This is a genomic window from Ferrovibrio sp. (genome assembly GCF_036381655.1).
Lineage (GTDB): Bacteria > Pseudomonadota > Alphaproteobacteria > Ferrovibrionales > Ferrovibrionaceae > Ferrovibrio.
In genome coordinates this window covers 16,405-40,530 of record NZ_DASVCJ010000047.1, presented here as the reverse complement: position 1 = coordinate 40,530, position 24,126 = coordinate 16,405, and the positions used below count along the sequence as shown (strand labels likewise).

Genomic DNA, 24,126 nt, shown 5'->3' with positions numbered 1-24,126 from the left:
AACTCTCACTTCGGCGTGCCGAACAGGCCGGCGGGCTTCAGCATCAACACGATCGCCATGATGACGAAGATCACGGTATTGGATGCTTCCGGATAAAAGACCTTGGTCAGGCCTTCGATGACGCCAAGGGCGAACCCCGTCAGGATCGCCCCCATGATGGAGCCCATGCCGCCGATCACCACGACGGCAAAGACGATGATGATCAGGTTCGAGCCCATCAGCGGGCTCACATTGTAGGCCGGCGCCGCCAGCACGCCGGCCAGGGCGGCCAGCCCAACGCCGAAACCATAGGTCAGCGTGATCATGCGCGGCACGTTGATGCCGAAGGCCTGCACGAGGTCCGGCCGCTCGGTCGCGGCGCGCAGGTAGGAGCCGAGCTTCGTGCGTTCGATCAGGAACCAGGTGCCGAAGCAGACCAGCAGCGAGGCGACGACGACCCAGGCGCGGTAGTTCGGCAGGAACATGAAGCTCAGCCGCGTGCCGCCGGGCAGCGGGTTGGGATAGGGCAGGCCGGTGGAGCCGAATTGATTGCGGAACAGGCCTTCGATGACCAGCGCCAGACCGAAGGTGAGCAGCAGGCCGTAGAGATGGTCGAGATGATAGAGCCGGCGCAGGAACAGGCGCTCGAGTACGATGCCGACTGCGCCGACGATGATCGGCGCCAGAATCAGGGCGCCCCAGTAGGGAATGCCGGCCCAGTTGAGCAGCATCCAGGCGGCGAAGGCCCCCATCATGTACAGGGCGCCATGGGCGAAATTGATGACGTTCAGCAGGCCGAAGATTACCGCCAGCCCGAGGCTGAGCATGGCATAGAAGGCGCCGTTGATCAGGCCAAGCAGAATCTGGCCGAACAGCATCTGTGGTGGAATGCCAAGCAACTCGAACATGCGGTAAGCCCCCGAAGAAGATTGGTGCCGGCCGGGCCGCCCCGGCCGGCACCGTTACACGTGATCAGCTCTTGACCAGCGGGCACTTGCCCTCGGCGAGCGGACGGAAGGCCTCGTTGGCCGGGATGGTCTTCTTGATGGTGAGATAATCCCACGGGCCCTTCGATTCCGACGGCTTCTTCACCTCGACCAGGTACATGTCGTGCATGTGACGGCCGTCGATGCGGATCGTGCCCTTGCCGAACAGCTTGTCTTCGGTCGGCATCTTCTTCATCTGGGCGACGACCTTGGCGCCATCGGAGTCGCTCTTTAGCGCTTCCACGGCCTTCAGGTAATGGATCACCGACGAATAGATGCCGGCCTGGACCATGGTGGGCATCTTGCCGCCATTCGCCGCGGCGAATTCCTTCGCGAAGGCGCGGTTGGCGTCGTTCATGTCCCAGTACCAGGCGGTGGTGAAGTTCAGGCCCTGCGCCGTCTTCAGGCCCAGGGAATGCACGTCGGTGATGAACATCAGCATGCCGGCAAGCTTCTGACCGCCTTCGACGATGCCGAATTCAGCCGCCTGCTTGATCGAGTTGATGGTATCGCCGCCGGCATTGGCCAGACCGATGATCTGCGCCTTCGAAGCCTGCGCCTGCAGGAGGAAGGACGAGAAGTCGTTGCCGGGGAAGGGCGTGCGGACGGCGCCGAGCACCTTGCCGCCATTGGCCTCGACCACCGCCCTGGTGTCGCGTTCCAGCGCATGGCCGAACGCATAGTCGGCCGTGAGGAAGAACCAGGTCTTACCGCCGGTCTGCACGATCGCCTTGCCGGTGCCGTTGGCCAGCGCCCAGGTGTCGTAGGTCCAGTGCACCATGTTGGGCGAGCATTGCGGGCCGGTCAGGTCGGCCGTTGCCGGGCCGGAAGCGAGGAAGACCTTGTTCTTTTCCTTGGTGATCTGGTTGATCGCCAGAGCCACCGACGAGGTCGGAACGTCGACGATGACGTCGACACCGTCAGTATCATACCACTGGCGGGCGATGTTCGAGCCGACATCCGGCTTGTTCTGGTGGTCGCCGGCGATGACTTCCACCTTCATGCCCTTCTTGGCGGCGCCGAAATCCTCGACCGCCTTCTTGGCAGCCCAGGTGCCGCCGGGGCCGGAGACGTCTGCATACAGACCGGACTGGTCGTTGAGGACGCCGATCTTGATCACGCCATCGCTGTATTGCGCGTGGGCGGTGCCTGCGGCAAGCATCACTGCTGCCGAGAATGCCAAATACTTCAAACGCATAGTTTCCTCCTCTTTTGACGATCGTTCGCTCGGTCAGACTCCGAGATAAGTCTCCAGCTTGGCGGTATTGGCACCGACCTGATCATTCGGGATCATGTCGACGACCTTGCCGTGCTCGACCACGTAATGGCGGTCGGCCACCGTACTGGCGAAGCGGAAATTCTGCTCGACCAGCAGGATCGTATAACCCTTCTGTTTCAGCAGGCGGATCATGCCGCCGATCTGCTGCACGATGACCGGCGCCAGACCTTCCGTCGGCTCGTCCAGCAGCAGGAAATTGGCGCCGGTGCGCAGGATGCGGCCGATGGCCAGCATCTGCTGCTCGCCGCCGCTCAGCTTGGTGCCCTGGCTTTTCAGCCGCTCCTTCAGATTCGGGAAAATCTGATAGATCTCATCCAGCCCCATGCCGCCCGGCTTCACGACCGGCGGCAAAGTCAGGTTTTCACGCACATCCAGGCCGGAAAAGATGCCCCGTTCCTCCGGGCAGAAGGCGATGCCCTTGCGGGCGATGCGATTCGACGGCAACTGGATCAGTTCGCCCCCCTCGAACACCACCGATCCCTGCCGGCTCGGGATCATGCCCATGATCGATTTCATCGTCGTCGTCTTGCCGGCGCCATTGCGGCCGAGCAGGGTGACGACCTCGCCTTTATAGACGTCGAAGTCCATGCCATGCAGGATGTGCGATTCGCCATACCAGGCATGCAGGCCCTTTACCGCCAATGTCGAGGCTGTGGTCTCAGGCATGGCCGGTCCCCATATACGCTTCAATCACTTCCGGGTTGCGCGACACGATATCGTAGCTGCCTTCCGCCAGCACCTCGCCGCGGCGGAGCACGGTGATGGTATCGGACAGCTTGGCCACCACATTCAGGTTGTGCTCGACCATCAGGACCGTGCGGTTGGCGGCGACCTTCTTGATCAGGTCGGCGATACGCTCGATATCCTCGTGGCCCATGCCGGCCATCGGCTCGTCCAGCAGCATCATCTCCGGCTCGAGCGCCAGCGTGGTGGCGATTTCCAGGGCGCGCTTACGGCCATAGGGCAGCTCGACCGCTGTCAGATGGCGGTATTCGATCAGGCCGACCGCTTCCAGAAGCTCTTCCGCGCGGCTGTTCAGCGCGTTCAGCGAGTTTTCCGATTTCCAGAAGTGGAACGACGTTCCCAGCGGCCGCTGCAGGGCGACGCGGACGTTCTCCAGCAGGCTGAGATGCGGGAATACCGCCGAGATCTGGAAAGACCGCACCATGCCGCTGCGCGCGATATCGGCCGGCTTGGCGCTGGTGATGTCATGGCCGTTATAGGCGATGCGGCCCCGGCTCGGGCTCAGAAACTTGGTGAGGAGGTTGAAACAGGTCGTCTTGCCGGCGCCGTTCGGGCCGATCAACGCATGAATACTATGACGCCGGACTCTCAGATTGACGTCCTTGACGGCGACGAAGCCGGCGAACTCCTTTGTGAGTCCCTCGGTCGTGAGGATATAATCCTCGGTCATTTTTGACCGTCCCCTTGCTGCCTCCCAAAGCATACCGCCTAAGCTGTATGCGGAACGCATGGAACCGGATTCGGCCCATCTTGTAAATAGCTAGGCCGGGCAAAGACTTTGGCTGATATATCAGTTCGCCCAGGTGCCTAATTTCTCGGCGTTTGGGCGGCTGCGGCGGCCTTCGTGGCCTGCCGCGCCAGTTGATGCTCGCGATAGGAGATGTATGTGGCGCTGGCGAAGATCACGCTGCCGCCGATCCATGTCCAAAGATCGGGCACCTGGCCGAAAGCGAAAAATCCGATCACCGAGGCCCAGATCAGCTTCGTGAAATCCAGCGGCGCCAGAATGGTCGCATCGGCCTGGCGGAACGCCTCGTTGAACAGGAGGTGGCCGATGGTGCCGAAGGCGCCGATCAGCATCAGCAGCCCGATCTGCGGCAAGGTTGGCCATTGCCAGACGAACAGCGCCGCGATGAAGGTCATCGGCGTAAGGAAGACGACCATGTAGGCGGCGATGGTCAGGCTGGAATCGGTGCGCGAGAGAATCTTGATGTCGATCATCGCCACCGCCCAGAGCAGGGCCGAGCCCAGCACCAGCAGCGGGCCCGTGCCGATCTCGATCACGCCCGGACGGAGTACGAGCAGCATGCCGGCAAAGCCGAACAGCAGGGCGGTTAGGCGGCGCAGGCGCAGGGTTTCGCCCAGGACAAGCGCGGCGCCGATGGTCACGAAGAGCGGGGAGGTATAGGCCAGCGCGGTCGCCTGAGCCAGCGGCGTGAAGGCAAGGGCGCTGAAAAACATCAGCATCGAGGCGCTGTTCACGGCGCCGCGCAGGGCATGCAGATGCAGCTTCTTCGTCTTGAGCGCCGCGAAGCGGCCGCGCAGCAGCGCGGGCAGGAGCCACAGGAAGCCGAACAGATTGCGGAAAAACGCGACCTCGAAAGCCGGCAAATCTTGCGATGCCCGGGCAACCAAGGCATGCATGCAGATGAAGCTGAGGGAGGAAAGCAGCATCATCGCCATCGCCCTGGCCACGGGATGAGCCCCGGTCAGGGCAGCAGGCAGTGAGTATCCGAACATTTTATCCGTGTCGACGCGCGAAAATTGTACCATTTCAGAGTCGGGAAACCGCGAAAATTGCAAAAATTGCAACTCTCCCATGCCTTGCCGATTCAGGCGATTCTGCCCGATGTCGCCGCTGCGCTTGCTTGCGCGAACAATCTGGTGGTGCAGGCACCGCCCGGCTCGGGCAAGACGACGCTGCTGCCGCTGGCCCTGCTGGACGAGGCCTGGGCGCAGGCCGGACGCATCATCGTGCTGGAGCCGCGCCGCCTGGCCGCCCGCATGGCGGCGCGGCGCATGGCCGACCTGCTGGGCGAGGCGGTCGGCGAGACCGTCGGCTACCGCGTCCGGCTGGACAGCAAGGCCGGGCCGAAAACGCGCATCGAACTGAACACCGATGGCGTGTTCCTGCGGCGCCTGCAGCGCGATCCGGAGCTGAAGGGGATTGCTGCGGTCCTGTTCGACGAATGCCATGAACGCGGCCTGGAGACCGATCTCAGCCTGGCGCTGTGCCTGGAGGCGCAGGCGGCTTTGCGGCCCGATCTGAAGCTGGTGGCGATGTCGGCGACGCTCGATGCCGCGCCTTTCGCCCGGCTGATGGGAGATTGTCCGATCGTTACCGGCGAGGGGCAGAGCTTTCCCGTCGCGACGCGCTGGCGCCCGCCATCGCCGCAGATGCGGATCGATCAGGCCGTCGCCGATACGGTGCGCGAGGCGCTGGCCGAGACGGATGGCGACGTGCTGGTCTTTCTGCCCGGGGTGGCCGATATCCGCCGCGTCGAGGCCAGGCTGCTGGAAAGGCCGCTGCCGCCGGGCGTGTCGATGCTCTCGCTCTACGGCGATCTGCCGGGCGAGGAACAGGATCGCGCGCTGCGGCCGAGCCCGGCGGGACAGCGCAAGGTGGTGCTGTCGACGGCGATCGCCGAAAGCTCGCTGACCATCGAGGGGGTGCGCGTCGTCGTCGACAGCGGCTACATGCGCCAGCCGCGATTTTCACCGAGTACCGGCATGGCGAGGCTGGAGACGTTGCGCGTCAGCCAGGCTTCGGCCGATCAGCGCCGCGGCCGCGCCGGCCGCCTGGGACCGGGCGTCTGCTACCGGCTCTGGGCCGAAGCCGCGCATGGCGGCTTGCCGAAATTCACTGCGCCGGAAATCGCCGTCACCGATCTGACGCCGATGGCGCTCGATCTCGCCGCCTGGGGCGTGCGTGATCCGCGCAACCTCGCCTGGCTTGATCCGCCGCCGGAAGCGGCCATGGCCTATGCGCATGAACTGCTGCGCGAACTTGGCGCGCTGGACGGTGACGGCGTCGTCACCGCGCATGGCCGCGCAATGGCCGAGTTGCCGTTGCATCCGCGGCTGGCGCATATGGTGATCCGGGGACACGCGCTTGGACTGGGCGGCCTGGCCTGCGCCCTGGCGGCCCTGCTGGGCGAGCGCGACATCGCCAAAGGCGGCAACATCCGCGATGCCGATCTGCGCTGGCGTCTGGAAATCGTCGTCGGCGAGGGCGAGCGCGATACCGCCCCGCATGGCATGCGTGTCGACATGAATGCCGTTCGCCAGATCCGGCGGCTGGCCGCAGATTGGCGGCGCCAGATCGGCGCACCCTCTCATCAGGGGCCGGTCGAGGAGGCCGGCCTGCTGGTGGCACTGGCCTATCCCGACCGCATCGCCAGGCGGCGCGGCGGGAGCGAAGGCAGCTTTCTGTTGAGCAATGGCCGCGGCGCCAGGCTCGATCCCTTGGACGCATTGAGCAGGGAGGCATACCTTGCCGTGGCCGAGGTGGATGGCGCCCGGGCCGACGCCCGCATCTTTCTCGCCGCCCCCATCAGCGAGGCCGAGATCGAAACGCAGTTCGAGGCGATCATCGAAACCCGCGACGCGGTGGAATGGGATGAACGCTCGCAGGCCGTTCTGGCGCGACGTCAGCGCCGCATCGGCGCCCTGGTGCTGCGCGAAGCCCCGCTGAGCGATCCGGCGCAGGACGCCGTTCAGCGAGCCTTGCTGGCGGCAATCCGCAAGAAGGGATTGGACGCCGTGCTGCCCTGGACGCCGGCCCTGCGGCAATGGCAGGCGCGGCTCGCCCTGCTGCGGCGGCATCTGCCTGCTGCGGCCGACTGGCCCGACATGAGTGATGCCGCCCTGAGCGAGCGTCTCGAAGGCTGGCTGCTGCCGTATCTGGGCGGCATCATGAAACTGTCGCAACTGGCGGATATCGACCTGCACGCCGCGCTGACGCAGCAGCTCGATTATGCCCAGCAGAAACTGCTCGATCGCGAGGCGCCGACCCATTGGCGCGTGCCGTCCGGATCGCACATCCCGATCGACTACACGATGGGGGAGGCGCCGGTGCTGGCCGTCCGCCTGCAGGAGATGTTCGGTTGCGCGGAAACGCCGGCGCTCGCCGGCGGCAGGGTCAAGCTGGTGCTGCATCTGCTGTCGCCGGCGCGGCGGCCCTTGCAGGTCACCAGCGACCTGGCCGGTTTCTGGCAATCGAGCTATCGCGCGGTGCGGGCCGAGATGCGCGGGCAGTATCCGAAGCATGACTGGCCGGAGGACCCGCTGGCCGCGACGCCGACCAATCGCGCCAAGCCGCGGCCACGCAGCTAGATCGCCGCTGAGCGGGGCGGTGGCGCTTTTGCGAACGTAGCGCCGCAGTTGCAGCGAGGGCGTTCTTAATAACTAAAATCATCTTGTGGTTCCCGATGGTCCACCGGATGCCTTGTTGCGGCGATATTGCCTCTCTAGGATCGCGGAATGCATTCCGAGCACCGCGGCGATGTGCGACTCCTGTTCGGCGATCCGGGCCAAAGCACGCGCATCCTTTATCGTCAGGCATTGATCGCCGCGGGATATTCGCATCTGCGCGATTTCGACACTCTGGAAGGCTTTGCCGATCTTCTGGCCGTAAGCCAGCCGGACCTGGTTTTCATGGACGTGGCCATGCGCGGCGGCGATGCGATTGCCCTGGTGCGCGACCTTCGGCATGGCAAGCTCGGCGTCAATCCCTATCTGCCGGTCATTCTCACAGCCTGGGAAGGCGCGGCAGCCATGGTGCGGCGGGCGATCGATGCCGGCGCCGACGATCTGCTGCTGAAGCCGCTGTCGACCCGCGCGCTGCTCGAGCGCATCGAGACGCTGGCATGGCAGCGCAAGCCCTTCGTGGTGACCTCGGATTATATCGGGCCGGACCGCCGCAAGGCCGCCGACCGCCGCGAGAGCACGGTGCCGCTGATCGAGGTGCCCAATACGATGCGTCTCAAGCTGTCCGGCGCGGCGCTGGATGCCAAGGCAATGCAGCAAGAGATCCACGCGGCGAACCGGCAGGTGAACGAGCAGCGCCTACGTGCGGATGCCTTCCGCATCGCCTTCGTCGCCGAGCAGATCCTGCCGCTCTACAAGGCGGAATTGCAGCCCGACCACGGCACGCTTGTCATGCTGCGGGACCTGATCGTTTCGATCGAGGATATCCAGCGACGCGTTGCACATACGGATTTCGCCCATGTCGCCGAGCTGTGCGAACGCATGCTGCTGCCGGCGCGGCAAATGCTCGAACGCGGCGAGGCCTTCGAGTTCATGCCGGACTGGCAGAAGACTTTCGATCTGATGAAAACGCTGGGCGATGCGGTGCTGGCCTTCTTTCACCCCGACCGCGATGCCTCGGCGCTGGCGCGCGAGGTTACGCAGGCGATCGACCGGTTCCGCGCCCGCAAGGCGGCGCAGGCGGCCGGCGAACTGCCGCTCGATTGAGCGATCAGTGCAGCGCCTCGTCGGGGCGCAGCAGGAAGCCGGCCATCAGGCGGTCGACCGGCGCGAAATCGTCGGTCAGGATCGGCACATCGGCTGCGGCAATCCGCGCCGCCAGATCCTGGGGCGGCCAGCGCAGCCAGGTCCGCTGTCCCAGATGCGGATCGGGAAGCGAGGCGCGCAGGATGGGGCTGGCGCTCGGCTCGCGCAGGCCCAGGACGACGAAGGTGACCCGGCCGCCGCGGCGCCGGCTTTCGTCGTCGAGCCAGACTTCCACCACCGGGAAATCGCGCTGCATCGTCTTTACCAGCGCGAAGGTGAAGCGCGGCTGCTCGCTTTGGTCGATGACATTGATCGCATAGGCGCCGCCGGGCGCCAGACGGCGTTCCACCAGTTGATGGAATTCCCGCGTCACCAGATGCGGCGGAATGGAGAAATCGTGAAAGGCGTCGCCCAGGATCAGGTCGAACCGTTCGTTTGGCGGCAGGCGGGCGAGCGTGCTGCGCGCATCGGCATGAATGATGCGCAAGGCCGGCGCCTGCTCGTCCAGCCACATGAACTTGGCGGCGGCACGGGTCACCGCCGGATCGATTTCGGCAACGGTGAGCTCCGCGTCCGGATACTCGGCCGCCCAGGCGCGCGGCAGGGTGAAGGCGCCGCCGCCGATGAAATAGGCATGCGGCGGCCGGCCTTGCAGGAGGCGCCGGGTGCGCTCGGCGACGAAATGCAGATACGGGCTGTAGAGCAGGGTCGGATCGTCGCGGTCGTTGATGCTGTGGGCGAGGTGATCCAGCACCATCGCGGCCGAGGCACGGCCGCTCTGCGGCGAGAAATCGACGATGCGGATGCAGTAGTAATTGCTTTCGATGTCGCAGGGCGTGGCAAAGCTAGGCAGGCGCGCAACGCCGAAGCCGGCCAGTACGATAAGCGCCGCAATCGGCGCCGCGACGAAGCTTTTGCGCCCGCGCAGCCAATAGGCGGCGGCGAAGGCCAGATAGAGCGCCGCGACCGCCAGCAGGGTGCCGATCGAGCCGATCCAGGAGATGAACAGATAGCCGGCCGCCAGCGTGCCCAGGATGCTGCCGGCCGCTCCGAGCGCGAACATGCGGCCAATGATCGGCCCCTGCATCTGCGGCGCATCGTCGATCGCCAGCTTGGTCAGCACCGGCGAGACGATGCCGACGAAGAGGCTGGGCAGCAGGAAAACGCCGCCGGCCAGCAGGGTGATCAGCAGCAGCGGCGGCGTGCCGCTTTCGCCAAGCAGGGCCGCCAGCCAGCGCAGCAGCGGCGCCGCGCCGGCAGCGGTGAGCGCCGCCAGACCAAGCGCCACGGCAATGCCGCGCAGGGCAATCGCCACCGCAACATGCGGCGCCGCCAGGCGACCGCCGATCCAGTGCCCGACCGAAAGGCCTGCCAGCACGACGGCAATCACCGATGTCCAGGTATAGAGCGACATGCCGACATAGGGCGCCAGCATGCGGCCGGCGACGATCTCGACGATCAGCGCGCCGGCGGAGGTAAGAAAGAGCGTGAGGCCGTAGCCGCTTTGCCGTAGGAAACTCACGGATGTCGCTCAGTTGGCGGGCGTGCTGAACGCCGCGCTGCTTGCGCCGGGCTGCTGCTGCGCCAGATAGGCGGGGAATTCCATCTTCTCGTAGGCCCGCTCGGCGACGAAGCGGAACATGGCCAGGAAGGCCGGCGGCGGCAACAGGCCCTGCATGCGCGTCGAGGCGAGATCCCGGGCCGATCCCACAGCCGGCTTCTCGGGCAGGAAGAGAATGGTCGGCGTCGCGGTGATCGCCCAGCGGCGGGCCATCTGTTTCTCCGGCAGCACCTTGCCGTCCAGATCGGTGACCTCGCGCGCGCCGAACATGTTGATCTGTATGATCTCGAAATGCTGGCGGATATACCCGCTGATCGCCGGATCGGCCAACTGCTTCTCGTGCATTTCGGCGCAGGCCGGGCAGCCGCGCTGCTCGAAGGTGAGCGCCAGGCGTTTGCTTTTCGCGGCCGCGTCCTCGATATCCTGCTTCAGGTCGAGGAAGCTTTCGAGAAACCACTCCTCGGTATGCAGCCCGTCGTCGGTCAGCCTGGCCGCTTGCGCAGCGACGGGCGCCAGGCCGAGGGCAGCGGGCAAAGCCAGCAGGGAGCGGCGTGTCAGTATCGGCATTGCGGTCTTCCCCTATGATCGCCTATGGCCGCAGATGGACCCATCCGGTCAGGCTGCGTTCGACGATTTCCGGCAGGCCGTTCGGCACCTCGCCGACATCCGGCAGCAGATCGGCCTTTGTCTTGTGCAAGGTTTCCAGCGTCGCGCCACAGGCGATGAATTCGACGTCCAATGCCTGCAGGCTTTCGATCCGCTGCGCCACCGGGCTTTGGTCCTTCAGCACCGCGGCAACGCCGGGTCCGTAAGCGATCACCGCCAGCCGCACCAGGGCGGCATCGTAGTATTTCTGGATATTGACGATATTGCTCAGCACGGCGTTGATCCGCTTCGGATCGTCCTCCGCAAGGCTGATCACGATCCTGCGCGGATTGTCGATGCTCGGCTGCGGATCGGCGAACTTGCCGCGCCGCTCGCCGGTGCCGCTCTGCGCCTGGACCTGCGCCTGCACCGGGCCGGCAGCGCCGGCCACGCTGCCGGCGCCGACGATCGCGCCGGCGCCGGCCAGCACATTGCGGCGCGAGGGGGCGGTCAGTCGCCCTTCCGGTCGGTCGGCGTGACGCCGAGCCTGGCGGCCAGGTCGCTGGTGATCTTTGGCGGAGTCGTGCGGCAATTCGTCATGCATGTGTCTGGTTTCACGTCGGGCCGGGGATCGCCGGCGAGGAAGCCATCGCGGTTGGGCATCTTCACCTTCCGCAGGCCTTCGGCGTCGAGCGGCTTGTCGGCCGGCCACAGATCGCCCTGATTGAGCAACCATGCGACGATGGAGTAGACCTCATCGTTGGTCAAGCTCTGCGGCGCGCCGAAGGGCATGGCGCGGCGGATATAGTCGAACACCGTCGGCGCATAAGGCCAGTAGCTGTCGATGGTTTTGCGCGGATCGTCCGATTTCAGCGTGCCGCGGCCGCCAATCAACTCCGGATAGCGGCCGGCGCCCTCGGCGAATTCGCCATGGCAGGCCGCGCAATTATCCATGAACAGCTTCTCGCCTTCCGCCACGGTTCCCTTGCCGGGCGGCAGGCCGGCGCCGTCGGGACCGCGCACATCGATATCCCAGCCGGCGATCTCTTCCTTGGTGGCGGGCTTGCCGAACCCGAAGGGCTTGTGCGCCTTTTCCTGCGCCAATGCCGGCAGCGCCAGAGCGGCCACTATCAGCAGGGCGACGAGATTAAGCGATCTGGACATTTTCGACCTCGCCGCTGGGCAGCACCCGCCAGGTATGGATGGAATTCTTGTGGTAGATCGAATTGCGGCCGCGCACGGCGCGCAAGGCTTCGATGGTCGGCTGCACGTAGCCGGTTTCGTCCATGGCGCGGCTTTGCAGCAGCAGCGGCCGGCCGTCCCATTGCAGCGGGAAGCGGAAACGGGTGAGCGATTTGGAAAAGACCGGCGATTGCAGGTCGGCGGAATGCCAGTTCATGCCGCCGTCGATCGAGATGTCGACTTTCTTGATCTTGCCGCGGCCCGACCAGGCGATCCCGCGCAGCTCGTAAAACCCCTTGCCGAACTTCATCGGCTTTTCCGGGCAGGGCGAGGTGATGACGGAATTCGCCTCCTGCACGAAGGTGAATTGCCGCGCGATGCCGTCCGGCATCAAGTCGGTGTATTTCGAGGTTTCCTCGCGATGATGCCAGGGCTGATCGCCGAGTTTGATGCGGCGCAGCCATTTGACATTGACGTTGCCTTCCCAGCCCGGCACCAGAAGACGCAGCGGATAGCCGTTCTCCACCCGGATGCGTTCGCCATTCTGCGAATAGCAGACGATCACGTCGTCCATCGCTTTCTCGAGCGGGATGCTGCGGGTCATCGCCGCGGCATCGGCGCCCTCCGCGAGCATCCATTTCGCCGCTTTCTGCACGCCCACCTCGGCCAGCAGGGTCGAGAGCTTCACGCCGGTCCATTCGCAGCAATGCACCATGCCATGGGTGAACTGCACGCCATCCATCTGCGCGCCGCGCCACTCCATGCCGCCATTGGCCGGGCATTCCAGGAAGTGGATGCGGCTGACCGAGGGAAAGCGCATCAGGTCGTCCATCGTGAAGATCAGCGGCCGGTCCACCAGACCGTGGATCATCAGGCGATGCTGTTCGGGGTCGATCTCCGGCGCGCCGCCGTGATGGCGTTCGAAGCAGAGTCCGTTCGGCGTGATGATGCCGTCCAGCTCGTGGATCGGGGTGAAATTGATCGACGATTCTTCGGTTGCCGTCAGCCATGGCACGTTGCGGCGGATGACGTCCTTCTCATAAGGCGAGGGCATGCCATAGGGATGGGCGGCCACGTTCGAGCCCAGCGTCTTCATCCATTCCGGCACATTGGGCGGCAGATTGTCGGGGCCCGCGGCCATGGCCTCGCCGACGCCGGCCCCGGCCAGCAGGGTCAGGCCGCCGGCGGCAGCGGATTTCTTCAGGAAGCTGCGCCGTGACGGCGCCAGCAGCGCGCCATCATTGCCAGTCTGCCCAACGGTCTTCTTCATTGCGATCCTCCCGCCCTTTTTTGCGCGGCAATCAGCTGCCGATTCCGCGCGGATCGGCGCCCAGCACCTTCACGCTGCGGTTTTCCCCGATCGAAATGCTCTTCTGTCCGGCGATGTATTTGCCGACCAGATCGTAGACCGGCGGGCCCTGCGTTCCTTCGTTGACCGAGGCCCAGCCGGCGACCGTGTAGTTTTTATCCGGATCGACCGGCTTGCCGTCGCGCAGCAGGGTCATGTTGGAAATCCGCTGGCCGATCGGCTTGGAGACGTCGATCGTATAGGCAAGGCCGCCGACGCGGACCATGTCGCCGCCCTGCTGGTAATAGGGATCGGGGTTGAACAGGTTGTCGGCCACGTCCTCCAGCACGGTCTTCAGGTATGCGCCGGTCATCTCGTTGCGGTAGACGTTGGGATAGGTGATCGCCGTCTGCGAATAGAGCATGTCGCCGGTGATCTCCTGTCCGGGCAGCAGCGTGGCGCCCCAGCGGAAGCCGGGCGACAGCGCGATCTCGACATCGCGTTCGGCCATGATCGCCTGGCAGATCAGATCGTCGAAGGTGCCGTTGAAATTGCCGCGGCGATAGAGCAGCGAATCCGTGCGGCCATAGACCTTGTCCAGCACCGCCTTGTGCGGCGCGCGGGCTTCCTCGATCAGCCTGGCGATCTCCGGATCCGGCGCGATGGCATCGGAAAAGACCGGGATCAGCCGGAAGCGGTGATCGGCGACGCGCTTGTTCTTCACGTCGAGATCGAGACGGGCGAGGAACTTGCCATGGCTGCCTGGCGCGACCAGCAAGGTGCTGCCGATCCTGATCACGGCCGGGATGGCGTCATGCGTATGGCCGGTCAGCAGCACGTCGATGCCCTTGACCCGCGCCGCCAGCTTGCGGTCGACATCGAAGCCGTTATGGCTCAGCACGACGATCAGGTCGGCGCCCTTGGCCTTGGCCTCGTCGACATGCTCCTGCATCTTCTCTTCGTCGATGCCGAAGGACCAGTCGGGGATCATGTAACGCGGATTGGCGATCGGCGTGTAGGGGAAGGCCTGGCCGATCACCGCGATCTTCACGCCGCCGCGTTCGAACATCTTGGTCGCTTCGAAGACCGGATCGCCGAAGGCGGTGTCTTTTACGTTGCCGCACAGGAAGGGAATCTTCATCCCGCCGGCCAGCTCCTTGACGCGATCCTGGCCGTAGGTGAATTCCCAATGCGCGGTCATGGCGTCGACACCGAGCGCCTCCATGACCTTGACCATGTCGGCGCCCTTCGTGGCGAGCGAGGTGTAGCTGCCCTGCCAGGTATCGCCGCCATCGAGCAGCAGCGTGTTGTTCGGCCGTTCGGCGCGGATCGCCTTGATCAGCGTGGCGAGGTGCGCCACGCCGCCCATCCGCCCGTAATCCTTCGCCATCTGGGTGAAGTCGTTATAGGCGAGCGCATAGGCTTCCGGCGTGCCGGCCTTGATGCCGAAATGCTCCAGCAAATGCTCGCCGACCAGATGCGGCGGCAGGCCAAGCGCCTCGCCAACGCCGATATTGACGCTCGGCTCGCGGAAATAGAGCGGCACGAGCTGCGCATGGATATCGGTGAAATGCAGCAGCGTGACCTGCCCCAGCGGCTCGAAACGCAGCAGGTCGGCCTGCGTGATCTTCTGGGCCGCCGCCGCCGCGCCCAGGCGCGACGTGAAACCGCTGCCGCCGAGCAGAACGGCGGCGGCGGCGCTCGCTTGCAGGATATCGCGGCGGCTCAACATAAGGGGCTTTTCCTTGTCCTTGCGACGCTGGGAACGGCTACAGCAGACATGACGGTCAACTTTTTCACCAGAAAATTTCTGTACAAAATAGACAAAGAATCGCCCCCGTAAAGGGGGCGATCGGGCTTAGCGGCGCACGCTGGGGGCTTCGGATTTCAGGCCGTTGCCGCGCCAGGCCACATAGAGTTCGAGATTGGTATACTCGTCGGAGCCGCGCGGGTAGGGCTGGGCCCGGACTTCCTGATTGCAGCCCTGGAAGCGGCGATGCAGCGAGCCGAAGGACTGCCATTTCAGGCGGTAGGTCGGATAGCCGTTCGACTGGCCCTGGCTGACGTTTTCGACGCCCAGGTTCTTGCCGGCATTCTGCTCGTGGCATTGCGCGCAGGCGATGTCCATCTGGCCGCGGCGGGTATAGTAGAATTCCTTGCCCTTCTCGAAGAAGGGCGCCGCCGGGCCGTCGATCTTCACATTGATCGGCATGCCGCGCGATTGATACTCGACATAGGCGTCGAGGCCGAGCAGGGGCTTGGAATCCCATTTCAGCGCCGGCGCCTTCATGTATTCGGTGCGGCACAGATTGATGCGGTGTTCGAGCGCCGCCAGCTTGCCCATCTTGGGCTCGTATTTCGGATAGGTGACGGCGACGCCCTTCATGCTCTTGGCGGCATCGCCATGGCAGGAGGCGCAGGACTTGCCGGCGGCGCCTTCCACCTTGTTCCATTCCGCTTCGCCATCCTGCACGGCCAGCATGCCCGGATTTTCGAACTCGTCGTCCTGCATCGCCTGCGTTTCCGGCGAAGCGAAGACGTAGCCCGAAATCTTGTCGCCGTTGATGAAGTCGGCGTATTTCGGATTGGCCTTGTACTGGGCGATCACATCGTTGCTGTCGGCGGCCGAGGCGCTCTTCGGCGGATCGTTGTTGCAGGCCGCCAGGCCGGCCGCCATCGCCAGAGATGCCGCCGTGATAAGGAACTTGCTGGTCCTGGTCATGTTTCCCCCGTCTCTATTGCTGGCCGGACATCCGCTCAGGCGACCTTGATCTGCTGAGTCGCCTTATAGACGCTGCCGTCGTCGTCGGTCCAGGCAAATGCCATCTCACCGCTCTCCGTCGCCTTCATATAGAAGGAGATGTATGGATTCGCCGAGATCGCCGGCTCGAGCTTCGCCTCGAACACCGTCTTGCCGTTATAGGTGACGCTCATCTTGTTGATGATCTTGCGCGGGATCAACTGCCCCTTGGAATCCTTGCGCTGGCCCGATTCCATCGGATGCGAGATCAGGGTCTTCACCTCGATCACTTCGCCCTTCTTGGCTTCGCTGGGAACCCGGATGCGCGGCTTGACGTCAGCCATGGTGCAATTCCTCTCTCTGAAATCCGTTCCGTATATTCCTGCGCCGATCAGCCGCCGCAGCCGCCGATGGTGACCTTCACTTCGCGGGCAGCGGTCCAGGCGCTGCCGTCGCTCATTTCGGCCACGGCGATGATGTTCTGCGTCTCGGCCATGCGCATGCGGAACTGCACCTCGGCCTTGCCGCTGGCCGGCGTCAGCAGGAAACTGGCGACGCCCGGCGAGGGGTTCTTGTCGGAGACGATATGGATCGCCTTGACGTAGTCCTTGTCGGTCATCGGACTGTCGACCGAGATGGTGACCGGAACGGTATTGCCGTTCTCGGCGATTTCCTGTGTCTTGATCTGCACCTTGCCGGCCTTCGGCTCGGCTTTCACCAGATCGCTCAGCAGCTTCTTGGCGCTTTCCGGCGTCGCCTCGGCGCTCAGCGGCACGAGCGTGACGGCGATGCCGCCCAGGCCAAGAGCGGCGACGGCCTGGCGGCGGCTCAGGCCGGTCCGCGTCGGGATGGGCAGGGGGCTGCGGGTAGTCATTACTAATCTCCTGATCAAGAACGTGGCGCCGGTTATTTCAGGCTGGACAGATAGGCGACGAGGTCTTCGACCTGCTCGGCGGTCAGCATCGGCTTGCCGGCACGCTTCGGGTCGACCCGCGTCAGGCCGCTCACGCGGTAATAGGCGGGCATGATCGTATCCTCGTTGACCACTTTCGGATTGACGATGCGCAGGCGGATTTCGCCCGGGCTCAGCCGCGCGCCGACATGGGTCAGGTCCGGCCCGATATTGCCGATGCGGAAATCCACTTCCGGGATCGGCAGGCGGTGGCAGATTACGCAATTGCCCGTTCCGCTGGTGATCGCCCATTTGCGGCCTTGGGCCGGATCGCCCGGCTTGCCGGTCAGCGATTTCGGGATCTGGTAATCCTTGATCTCGTAGCTGACGAGGCCGGGTTCGTTGACCTTGCCCTCTTGCGCCCGGGCCGGCTGCGCCAAAAAGGCTGCCGATATCGCGGCGGTCGCCACAAGACTGGTTATTGCAAAGCTGATCTGCCGCATCTTTCCTCCCATTCGGCGCCTCTCATTCGACGGAGACCCGGTCAGCATTGTTGCTGCTGTTCGACCGTCCATAACAGAACTCATTCTACATTTGCAATGGGTAATTTCCCTTGCGGAACATCCGCACAGCCCTGTTTAGCGGCGGATTCCATTTGTTCCAATAAGTTGTCGAGTCGCGGATAAAAGAAATCCGCGCCGGGATAGCCGGTGATTCGGCCGGTTTCGCGCCCACAGGCCACGAGCACGAAGGTTGGGGTATATAGAATCGCCAATTTTGCCAGATCCCCGGGCCGCTCGCCGTCGAGATCGACGCGGCGCAGCGGTGCGGTTTTTCCTTCGTCGGAAAGGGGGTAGCCCCCTCCAACCTCGCGATGCCAGGCCAGACACCAGCGGCAGTCGCTTCGCTCGAACATGACCAGTTGTGCCGGCTGTGCCCGAGCCGGCGCAATGGCCATAATCGTCAGTGTAAGAACAGACAAAAATTGTGCAATGCGGAAAATCATATCTCTGGAATGTTATTTGATCTTCCGAGTACGATCAATTGTTTTCATGGGAGGAAACATCGATGCGTGGTTTTTTGCGCCAAGCCTTGCCTTTCGCTGCCTCTGTCCTGCTGCTGTTCGCGCTGTCCGCCCGCGCCGAGCCGGTCCGCCTGGTGCAGGACGGCCGCGGCCTGGATGGCGAACTCGCCCTTGCCGGCGGCAAGAGCATCAAGGACGGTCTGCTGATTCTGGTACATGGCACGCTCGCGCATAGCCGCATGGAGATCATGCGGGCGCTGCAACAGGGCCTGGCCCAGCGCGACGTTTCGACTTTGGCCATCACGCTGTCGCTCGGCATCTCGGATCGCAAGGGGATGTATGATTGCGCGCAGCCGCATCGCCACAGCAATGCGCAGGCGCTGCGCGAGATCGATGCCTGGGTTGCCTGGGCGCAGCAGCAGGGCGCGGCCAGCATCGGCATCCTCGGTCATTCGCGTGGCGGTGCTCAAGTGGCCCATTACGCGGCCAGCGCCGGCGACAGGCTGAACCCGGCGATCAAGAAGATCGTACTGGTGGCGCCGATGACCTTCGATCTGGCCGCTGCCGCGCAGGATTACAAGGCGCATTACGGCGCCGATCTCAACGCCGCGCTGGCCAAGGCCGAGGCAATGGTGAGGGCCGGCAAGGGCGATGAACTGCTGACCGATACGGATTTCCTCTATTGCCCGAAGGCCAAGGTCGCGGCGGCAAGTTTCGTCGATTATCACGCGACGGACGGGCGCAACGACGCGCCGAGCCAGCTGGCCGGGATAAAGCGTCCGGTGCTGCTGGTCGCCGCCGGCGGCGACGAAGTGGTGCGCAACCTGCCGCAAAGGCTGGCCGGCGTTGCCAAGACGGCCGGCTTCCGGCTCGTGACCGTCGATGGCGCCGATCACATGTTCCAGGATCTCTACGGCGAAGATCTGGCCGATGCGATCGCGTCATTCTGGACGGAGTAGCGCCGCTACTCCGTCACCAGCGCCGCGACGGCGGGCGCGACCTGCCAGCCGCCATCCCAGATCATGCGCAACGCGACATAGGCGATGATCAGCAGGCCGATATAGGCGATCCAGTGGAAGCGGTCGAGCAGGCGGGCGATGAACTTCGACGCCACGCCCATCAGCGCGATCGACAGGATGAGGCCGAAGCCGAGGATGTAGGGGTGCTCCCTGGCGGCGCCGGCGACCGCCAGCACGTTGTCCAGCGACATCGACAGATCGGCGATGACGATCTGCATCACCGCTTCGCGCTGGGTCTTGGGCGGCGGCTTTTTGGCCTCGGCATGCGGCGAATCCTCGTCCTTGTCCGCCTTGGCTTGCGCGCGCAATTCGCGCCACATCTTCCATGCCACCCAGAGCAGCAGGATGCCGCCGGCCAGCGTCAGACCGATGATCTGCAGCAGTTGCACGGCAATGCCGGCGAACAGCACGCGCAGTACCGTTGCCGCCATGATGCCGTAGACGATGATCTTGTTGCGCTGATGCCGCGGCAGGCCGGCGACGGCCATGCCGATGACGATCGCATTGTCACCCGACAGGATGACGTCGATCATGATCACCTGGAGGAAAGCACTGAGCTGCGCTGCGCCGAGTGTGTGGCCGAATAGGGAAATGTCCATCGAATAACCTGAGCGTCGCCCGCCGGCGGAATGAATCGTGCAAAGGCCGCATGTTAGGAGAAAGGCTCCAAAGCCTCAAATATCGCGCCGGCACAATATTGCCAGATCAGCAATTTGCCGCCGCGGCTGCGGGTTCGACTTGGACTCGATCCGCGCCTTTGTTACCTATGGACGCCATGCCCGCCGATACGCCCCTGTTCACTCTTGTTCCCGCGCGCACGCCGCTGCTGATCAGCGTGCCGCATGCCGGCACCGGATTGCCGGACGATCTGCGCAGGCGGTTCAGCCCGTCTGCGCGGGCTCTGCCGGATACCGACTGGCATGTCGAAAAGCTCTATGGCTTTGCGACGGCGCTCGGCGCGGGCCTGCTGGTGGCGACGCAGTCGCGCTACGTCGTCGATCTCAACCGGGATCCCTCCGGCCAGAGTCTCTATCCCGGCGCGGATACGACGGAAATCTGCCCGACCCGCAGCTTCGACAACGCGCCGATCTATGACGAGGGCGCCGCTCCTCCCGATCAGACGGAGATTGCCGAACGTGTGGCGCAATACTGGCAGCCGTATCACGCCAGGCTGGCAGGCGAGCTGGCCGCGATCCGCCAGCGGCACGGCTTCGCCATCCTGCTCGACGGCCACAGCATCCCTTCCGAAGTGCCGCGCTTCTTTCCCGGGCGGCTGCCGGATCTGAATCTGGGCACGAATAACGGCCGAAGCTGCGCCCCCGGGCTGGCCGGGCAGGCCGAAGCGGTGCTGGCCGCGGCGCAGGGTTTCAGCCATGTTCATAACGGCCGCTTCATCGGCGGCTATATCACCCGCCATTACGGCCGGCCCGCCGACGGCGTGCATGCGTTGCAACTCGAGATCGGCCAGCGCTGTTACATGGACGAAACCCGGCCGGAGGCTTGGGACGCCCAGCATGCCGCGCCGTTGATCGCGGTGCTGCGGCGGCTGGTCGAAACGCTGTTGCGCTGGCAGCCGGCTTGAGGAACCGAGGCGGCATGTCCGAAAGCGGCGATCGAAACGATAATGGCCATTGGCGCATCCTGCTGACGCGCGGACTGACGCTGTTTCTGATGCTCGGTCTGCCGATCGCCATCGTCATCTGGCTCGCCTATCTCGGCGACGCCCTCTCGCCGGGCGCGGCGGCGGGATTGCTGCTGGCCCAGCTTGCCGTGGTCGGCGCGTTCGCCATCTGGCATACCCGCGCGGCATGGCTGGTGCTGCGCAGCACCGACGAGATCATCGGCGGCGAGGTCGACGAGGCCGCCTCGGAACGGAACGCGCTTACCATGCTGGGCGCGCTTGGCATTGCCGTCGAGCGTCTGCGCCAGACATTGCTGGATGAAAAAGGCCAGGTCGCGCTGCAGAGCACGACCGCCGATGCCATCCTGAACGCATTGCCCGACCCGATCCTGCTGTTGGATACGCGCCGCCGCATTGCCCGCGCCAATGTCGCGGCACGCAAGTTCTTCGGCGATGGCATGGTCGGCCACGACCTTGCCGTCGCATTGCGGCACCCCGTCGTACTCGATGCCGCCGATACCGTACTGCGCGGCGATACCGGACTGGTCGGGGCGGAGCTTACATTGCCGGTTCCGGATGGGCGCAGCTTCTCGTTGCGGGCATTCGCGCTGCCTGCGACGCGCGAGGGGGCCGTGGCCGTGCTGGCGCTGCATGACGTCACCGCCTTGCGCAAGGCCGAGCAGATGCGCGCCGATTTCGTCGCCAATGCCAGCCATGAATTGCGCACGCCGCTCTCCTCGCTGGTCGGTTTCATCGAGACGCTGCTCGGTCCGGCCAAGGACGACGAAGCCGCGCGCATCCGTTTTCTCGGCATCATGCGCGAGCAGGCCGGGCGGATGTCGCGCCTGGTCCAGGATCTGCTCTCGCTGTCGCAGATCGAGTTGCGCGAGCATGACCGGCCTGCCGATGCCGTGGCCCTGGCGCCGCTGCTGCGCGACACCGTGGCGGCCTTGCAGCCCCAGGCCGAGGCGAAGCAGATGCCGCTCAACCTCGACCTGGACGAGACCTTGCCGCCGATCCGTGGCGACCGCGACGAACTGATGCAGGTTTTCCAGAATCTGATCGACAATGCGATCAAATACGGCAGCGCGGAAACGCCGGTGGACATACGGCTGGCCCGGCTCGATCCCGACTGGCTGGAAGTCGCCGTGCGCGATCACGGCGAGGGCATTCCGCGCGAACATCTGCCGCGGCTGACCGAGCGGTTCTATCGCGTCGATTCGGCGCGGAGTCGCGATTTGGGCGGCACCGGCCTGGGGCTGGCGATCGTGAAACACATTCTCAATCGCCATCGCGGCCGGCTGAGCATCGAGTCGAGCCCGGGGCAGGGGAGCACGTTCTTTGTCCGCCTGCCGATCTCGGCCGCATCGTGACAGCGCATCGGGAATCAGCCCCCAGGGAATACTGAGCAAGTATTTTAGCGAACTGGAAAAACCGGCGTTTTTCCTGCCGCTGCCGACCGGCATCCATGCGGAGCGGGCGACGATTATTGCAACTGTCATATTCCTGCAAATTACCCGTCATATGACATCCCTATCTTCCGCCGCGGTTCGATCGGGCAGATCGGGCCTGGATGTCACAAGCAGAGGAAAAACCTGTGTTTCACAGCAAATCCATCGCAATGAAGGCGGCGGCGGTCGCATTCGTTACGGCCATCGGCTTCGGCAATGCCGAGGCGGCCGATATTTCCGGTGCCGGCGCGACATTCCCCTATCCGATCTACGCCAAATGGGCGGATGCCTATAAGAAGGAAACCGGCATCGCCGTGAACTACCAGTCGATCGGCTCGGGCGGCGGCATCAAGCAGATCAAGGCCAGAACGGTGACCTTCGGCGCCTCCGATGCGCCGCTGAAGGCCGGCGAACTCGAAAAGGCCGGTCTGGTGCAGTTCCCGATGGTCATCGGCGGCATCGTGCCGGTGGTCAACCTCAAGGGCATCGCGCCGGGCCGACTCGCCATCGACGGCGAGACGCTCGCCAAGATATTCATGGGCGAGATCAGGCGCTGGGACGACGCGGCCCTCAAAAAGCTGAATCCGGGCGTGGACCTGCCCAGGCAGGCGATAGCCATCGTGCATCGCTCGGACGGCTCGGGCACCACCTTCAACTTCACCGACTACCTGTCCCGGGTCAGCAGGATATGGGCCGATGAAATCGGCGCCAGCACCGCGGTGCAGTGGCCGGCCGGCATCGGCGCCAAGGGCAACGAGGGCGTCGCCAACATGACCAGCCAGACCGACGGCGCCATCGGCTATGTCGAATACGCCTACGCCAAGCAGAACAAGCTGACCTACATGGCCATGATCAACAAGGCGGGCAGGAAGGTGGCTCCGACCCCGGAGGCCTTTGCCGCGGCTGCGGCCAATGCCGACTGGGAGGGCACGCCGGGCTATGCCGTGATCCTGAACGATCAGCCCGGCGACAAGAGCTGGCCGATCACCGCCGCGACCTTCATCCTGATGTACAAACAGCCGCAGGATAAGGCCGCCTCGGCCGAGGCGACGAAGTTCTTTGCCTGGGCCTACCGGAACGGCGACAGGATGGCCGAGGAACTGGACTACATCCCGATGCCGGATTCGGTGGTCAAGCTGGTCGAGGAGACCTGGTCCAGCCAGATCGCCAACAAGTAAATGCGCCGGGACGGCCGGTCCGCGTCATCCGGCCGTCCCGATTTTGGTAAGCGAGCAGGAATGGCCGAAGGGCTGCAGAGTGTTGACGGACAAGAGGCAACGGTGACCGATTTCGCAGTGACGCCGCCATCGACGGCCAGCCAGCGTGCAGCGATCTCCCGTCGCTTCGCCCCTTCCGACAGGGTTTTTCACGGCCTGACGCTGGCGGCGGCGCTTGCGGTCCTCATCCTGCTCGGCGGCGTCATTGTCGCGCTGGCCGAGGGCGCCTTGCCGGCCTTTGCCAAATTCGGCTTCGGATTTCTCACCACCGAGGCCTGGAATCCGGTCAAGGAGCGGTTCGGCGCACTCGCCCCGGTCTACGGCACCCTGATCACCAGCTTTCTCGCCATGCTGCTCGGCGTGCCGGTCAGCATCGGCATCGCCATATTCCTCACCGAGATATGCCCGCTCTGGCTGCGCCGCCCGATCGGCATCGCCATCGAGCTGCTTGCCGGCATCCCGAGCATCATCTACGGCATCTGGGGTCTGTTCGTGCTGGCGCCCGTCATGCAGCGCCATGTCCAGCCTTTCCTGATCTCCGCTTTCAGCGACGTGCCGCTGCTGCAGGATCTTTTTGCCGGGCCGCCCTACGGCATCGGCATTTTCACCGCCAGCCTCATCCTCGCGATCATGGTGCTGCCGTTCATCACCGCCGTGACGCGCGATGTCTTCGAGACGGTGCCGCCGGTGCTCAAGGAGGCGGCTTACGGCCTGGGCAGCACCACCTGGGAGGTCACCCGCCATGTCGTGCTGCCCTATACCCGGGGCGGCGTGGTCGGCGGCATCATGCTCGGTCTGGGCCGGGCATTGGGCGAGACGATGGCGGTGACCTTCGTCATCGGCAATGCGCATAGGATCCACGCCTCCATCCTCGGGCCGGGTACGACGATTTCGGCTGCGATTGCCAATGAATTCACCGAGGCGGTTGGCGATCTCTATACCTCGTCGCTGGTTGCCCTCGGGCTTATCCTGTTCGTCATCACCTTCCTGGTGCTGGCGGCGGCGCGGCTGATGCTGCTGCGCATGAACCTGAAGGGAGCGTGA

The 24,126-nt window shown here is 64.5% G+C and carries 24 protein-coding genes; 7 read left to right on the top strand and 17 right to left on the bottom strand.

What is annotated here, in order from left to right:
- Nucleotides 1-5: 5 nt before the first annotated feature.
- From VF194_RS09560 to VF194_RS09540, 5 genes are all read right to left on the bottom strand, one after another.
- The gene (locus VF194_RS09560; RefSeq protein WP_330890369.1) at nucleotides 6-887 is read right to left on the bottom strand and encodes a branched-chain amino acid ABC transporter permease; all 882 of its coding nucleotides are present in this window, start codon (nucleotides 885-887) and stop codon (nucleotides 6-8) included.
- 64 nt (nucleotides 888-951) lie between these two features.
- Nucleotides 952-2,163 carry an ABC transporter substrate-binding protein gene (locus VF194_RS09555; protein WP_330890367.1) on the bottom strand — a complete coding sequence of 404 codons (1,212 nt, stop codon included), beginning with the start codon at nucleotides 2,161-2,163 and terminating at the stop codon, nucleotides 952-954.
- Between the two features lie 33 nt (nucleotides 2,164-2,196).
- Complete coding sequence (locus tag VF194_RS09550; protein WP_330890365.1) at nucleotides 2,197-2,910, bottom strand: ABC transporter ATP-binding protein; 714 nt, start codon at nucleotides 2,908-2,910, stop codon at nucleotides 2,197-2,199.
- Nucleotides 2,903-3,658 (bottom strand): ABC transporter ATP-binding protein, encoded by a 756-nt coding sequence (locus VF194_RS09545; protein ID WP_330890363.1) that lies wholly within the window; start codon nucleotides 3,656-3,658, stop codon nucleotides 2,903-2,905. The genes VF194_RS09550 and VF194_RS09545 overlap by 8 nt, the downstream gene beginning before the upstream one ends.
- A 137-nt stretch (nucleotides 3,659-3,795) precedes the next feature.
- The gene (locus VF194_RS09540) at nucleotides 3,796-4,683 is read right to left on the bottom strand and encodes a DMT family transporter (protein ID WP_330890361.1); all 888 of its coding nucleotides are present in this window, start codon (nucleotides 4,681-4,683) and stop codon (nucleotides 3,796-3,798) included.
- A 102-nt stretch (nucleotides 4,684-4,785) separates the two neighbouring features.
- On the opposite strand from VF194_RS09540, the gene hrpB reads away from it, so the two are divergent.
- Together hrpB and VF194_RS09530 are read left to right on the top strand one after the other, a co-directional pair.
- Entirely contained in the window at nucleotides 4,786-7,323 is a 2,538-nt protein-coding gene (gene hrpB / locus VF194_RS09535) for an ATP-dependent helicase HrpB (RefSeq protein ID WP_330890359.1), read from the top strand.
- Between the two features lie 147 nt (nucleotides 7,324-7,470).
- Nucleotides 7,471-8,463 (top strand): response regulator, encoded by a 993-nt coding sequence (locus VF194_RS09530; protein ID WP_330890358.1) that lies wholly within the window; start codon nucleotides 7,471-7,473, stop codon nucleotides 8,461-8,463.
- Between the two features lie 4 nt (nucleotides 8,464-8,467).
- Here the strand turns inward: VF194_RS09530 and VF194_RS09525 are convergent, their stop codons facing one another.
- The 11 genes from VF194_RS09525 to VF194_RS09475 form a co-directional block, all read right to left on the bottom strand.
- Nucleotides 8,468-10,024 (bottom strand): fused MFS/spermidine synthase, encoded by a 1,557-nt coding sequence (locus tag VF194_RS09525; protein ID WP_330890356.1) that lies wholly within the window; start codon nucleotides 10,022-10,024, stop codon nucleotides 8,468-8,470.
- Between the two features lie 9 nt (nucleotides 10,025-10,033).
- On the bottom strand, nucleotides 10,034-10,630 hold the full coding sequence (locus tag VF194_RS09520) for a thioredoxin family protein (protein WP_330890354.1): 597 nt from the start codon (nucleotides 10,628-10,630) through the stop codon (nucleotides 10,034-10,036).
- Nucleotides 10,631-10,652: 22 nt separating this feature from the next.
- Entirely contained in the window at nucleotides 10,653-11,138 is a 486-nt protein-coding gene (locus VF194_RS09515) for a DsrE family protein (RefSeq protein ID WP_330890352.1), read from the bottom strand.
- Between the two features lie 20 nt (nucleotides 11,139-11,158).
- Nucleotides 11,159-11,812, bottom strand: a complete 654-nt coding sequence (locus VF194_RS09510) for a cytochrome c (RefSeq protein ID WP_330890350.1) — start codon at nucleotides 11,810-11,812, stop codon at nucleotides 11,159-11,161.
- Complete coding sequence (gene soxC, locus VF194_RS09505; RefSeq protein ID WP_330890348.1) at nucleotides 11,796-13,100, bottom strand: sulfite dehydrogenase; 1,305 nt, start codon at nucleotides 13,098-13,100, stop codon at nucleotides 11,796-11,798. The genes VF194_RS09510 and soxC overlap by 17 nt, the downstream gene beginning before the upstream one ends.
- A 31-nt stretch (nucleotides 13,101-13,131) precedes the next feature.
- On the bottom strand, nucleotides 13,132-14,850 hold the full coding sequence (soxB, locus tag VF194_RS09500) for a thiosulfohydrolase SoxB (RefSeq protein ID WP_330890346.1): 1,719 nt from the start codon (nucleotides 14,848-14,850) through the stop codon (nucleotides 13,132-13,134).
- Between the two features lie 126 nt (nucleotides 14,851-14,976).
- Complete coding sequence (gene soxA / locus VF194_RS09495) at nucleotides 14,977-15,840, bottom strand: sulfur oxidation c-type cytochrome SoxA (RefSeq protein ID WP_330890344.1); 864 nt, start codon at nucleotides 15,838-15,840, stop codon at nucleotides 14,977-14,979.
- A gap of 35 nt (nucleotides 15,841-15,875) precedes the next feature.
- The gene (gene soxZ, locus VF194_RS09490) at nucleotides 15,876-16,202 is read right to left on the bottom strand and encodes a thiosulfate oxidation carrier complex protein SoxZ (protein ID WP_330890342.1); all 327 of its coding nucleotides are present in this window, start codon (nucleotides 16,200-16,202) and stop codon (nucleotides 15,876-15,878) included.
- A 47-nt stretch (nucleotides 16,203-16,249) separates the two neighbouring features.
- On the bottom strand, nucleotides 16,250-16,732 hold the full coding sequence (gene soxY, locus VF194_RS09485) for a thiosulfate oxidation carrier protein SoxY (RefSeq protein ID WP_330890340.1): 483 nt from the start codon (nucleotides 16,730-16,732) through the stop codon (nucleotides 16,250-16,252).
- Nucleotides 16,733-16,764: 32 nt separating this feature from the next.
- Nucleotides 16,765-17,253 carry a sulfur oxidation c-type cytochrome SoxX gene (gene soxX, locus VF194_RS09480; protein WP_330890338.1) on the bottom strand — a complete coding sequence of 163 codons (489 nt, stop codon included), beginning with the start codon at nucleotides 17,251-17,253 and terminating at the stop codon, nucleotides 16,765-16,767.
- 80 nt (nucleotides 17,254-17,333) lie between these two features.
- Nucleotides 17,334-17,756 carry a transcriptional regulator gene (locus tag VF194_RS09475; protein WP_330890336.1) on the bottom strand — a complete coding sequence of 141 codons (423 nt, stop codon included), beginning with the start codon at nucleotides 17,754-17,756 and terminating at the stop codon, nucleotides 17,334-17,336.
- A gap of 62 nt (nucleotides 17,757-17,818) precedes the next feature.
- Between VF194_RS09475 and VF194_RS09470 the strand changes: the two genes are divergently transcribed.
- Nucleotides 17,819-18,733, top strand: a complete 915-nt coding sequence (locus VF194_RS09470; RefSeq protein WP_330890334.1) for an alpha/beta hydrolase — start codon at nucleotides 17,819-17,821, stop codon at nucleotides 18,731-18,733.
- Nucleotides 18,734-18,738: 5 nt separating this feature from the next.
- On the opposite strand, the gene VF194_RS09465 is transcribed toward VF194_RS09470, so the two are convergent.
- Nucleotides 18,739-19,392 carry a TerC family protein gene (locus VF194_RS09465; RefSeq protein WP_330890332.1) on the bottom strand — a complete coding sequence of 218 codons (654 nt, stop codon included), beginning with the start codon at nucleotides 19,390-19,392 and terminating at the stop codon, nucleotides 18,739-18,741.
- Between the two features lie 176 nt (nucleotides 19,393-19,568).
- Here VF194_RS09465 and hutG point away from each other — a divergent pair, with 176 nt between their 5' ends.
- The 4 genes from hutG (at nucleotide 19,569) to pstC (ending at nucleotide 24,126) form a co-directional block, all read left to right on the top strand.
- A complete protein-coding gene (gene hutG / locus VF194_RS09460) occupies nucleotides 19,569-20,375 on the top strand; it encodes an N-formylglutamate deformylase (RefSeq protein WP_330890330.1) in 807 nt (268 codons plus the stop codon).
- Nucleotides 20,376-20,389: 14 nt separating this feature from the next.
- Nucleotides 20,390-21,787 (top strand): ATP-binding protein, encoded by a 1,398-nt coding sequence (locus VF194_RS09455; protein WP_330890328.1) that lies wholly within the window; start codon nucleotides 20,390-20,392, stop codon nucleotides 21,785-21,787.
- 224 nt (nucleotides 21,788-22,011) lie between these two features.
- Entirely contained in the window at nucleotides 22,012-23,043 is a 1,032-nt protein-coding gene (gene pstS, locus VF194_RS09450) for a phosphate ABC transporter substrate-binding protein PstS (protein WP_330890326.1), read from the top strand.
- A gap of 102 nt (nucleotides 23,044-23,145) precedes the next feature.
- On the top strand, nucleotides 23,146-24,126 hold the full coding sequence (gene pstC / locus VF194_RS09445; RefSeq protein ID WP_330890324.1) for a phosphate ABC transporter permease subunit PstC: 981 nt from the start codon (nucleotides 23,146-23,148) through the stop codon (nucleotides 24,124-24,126).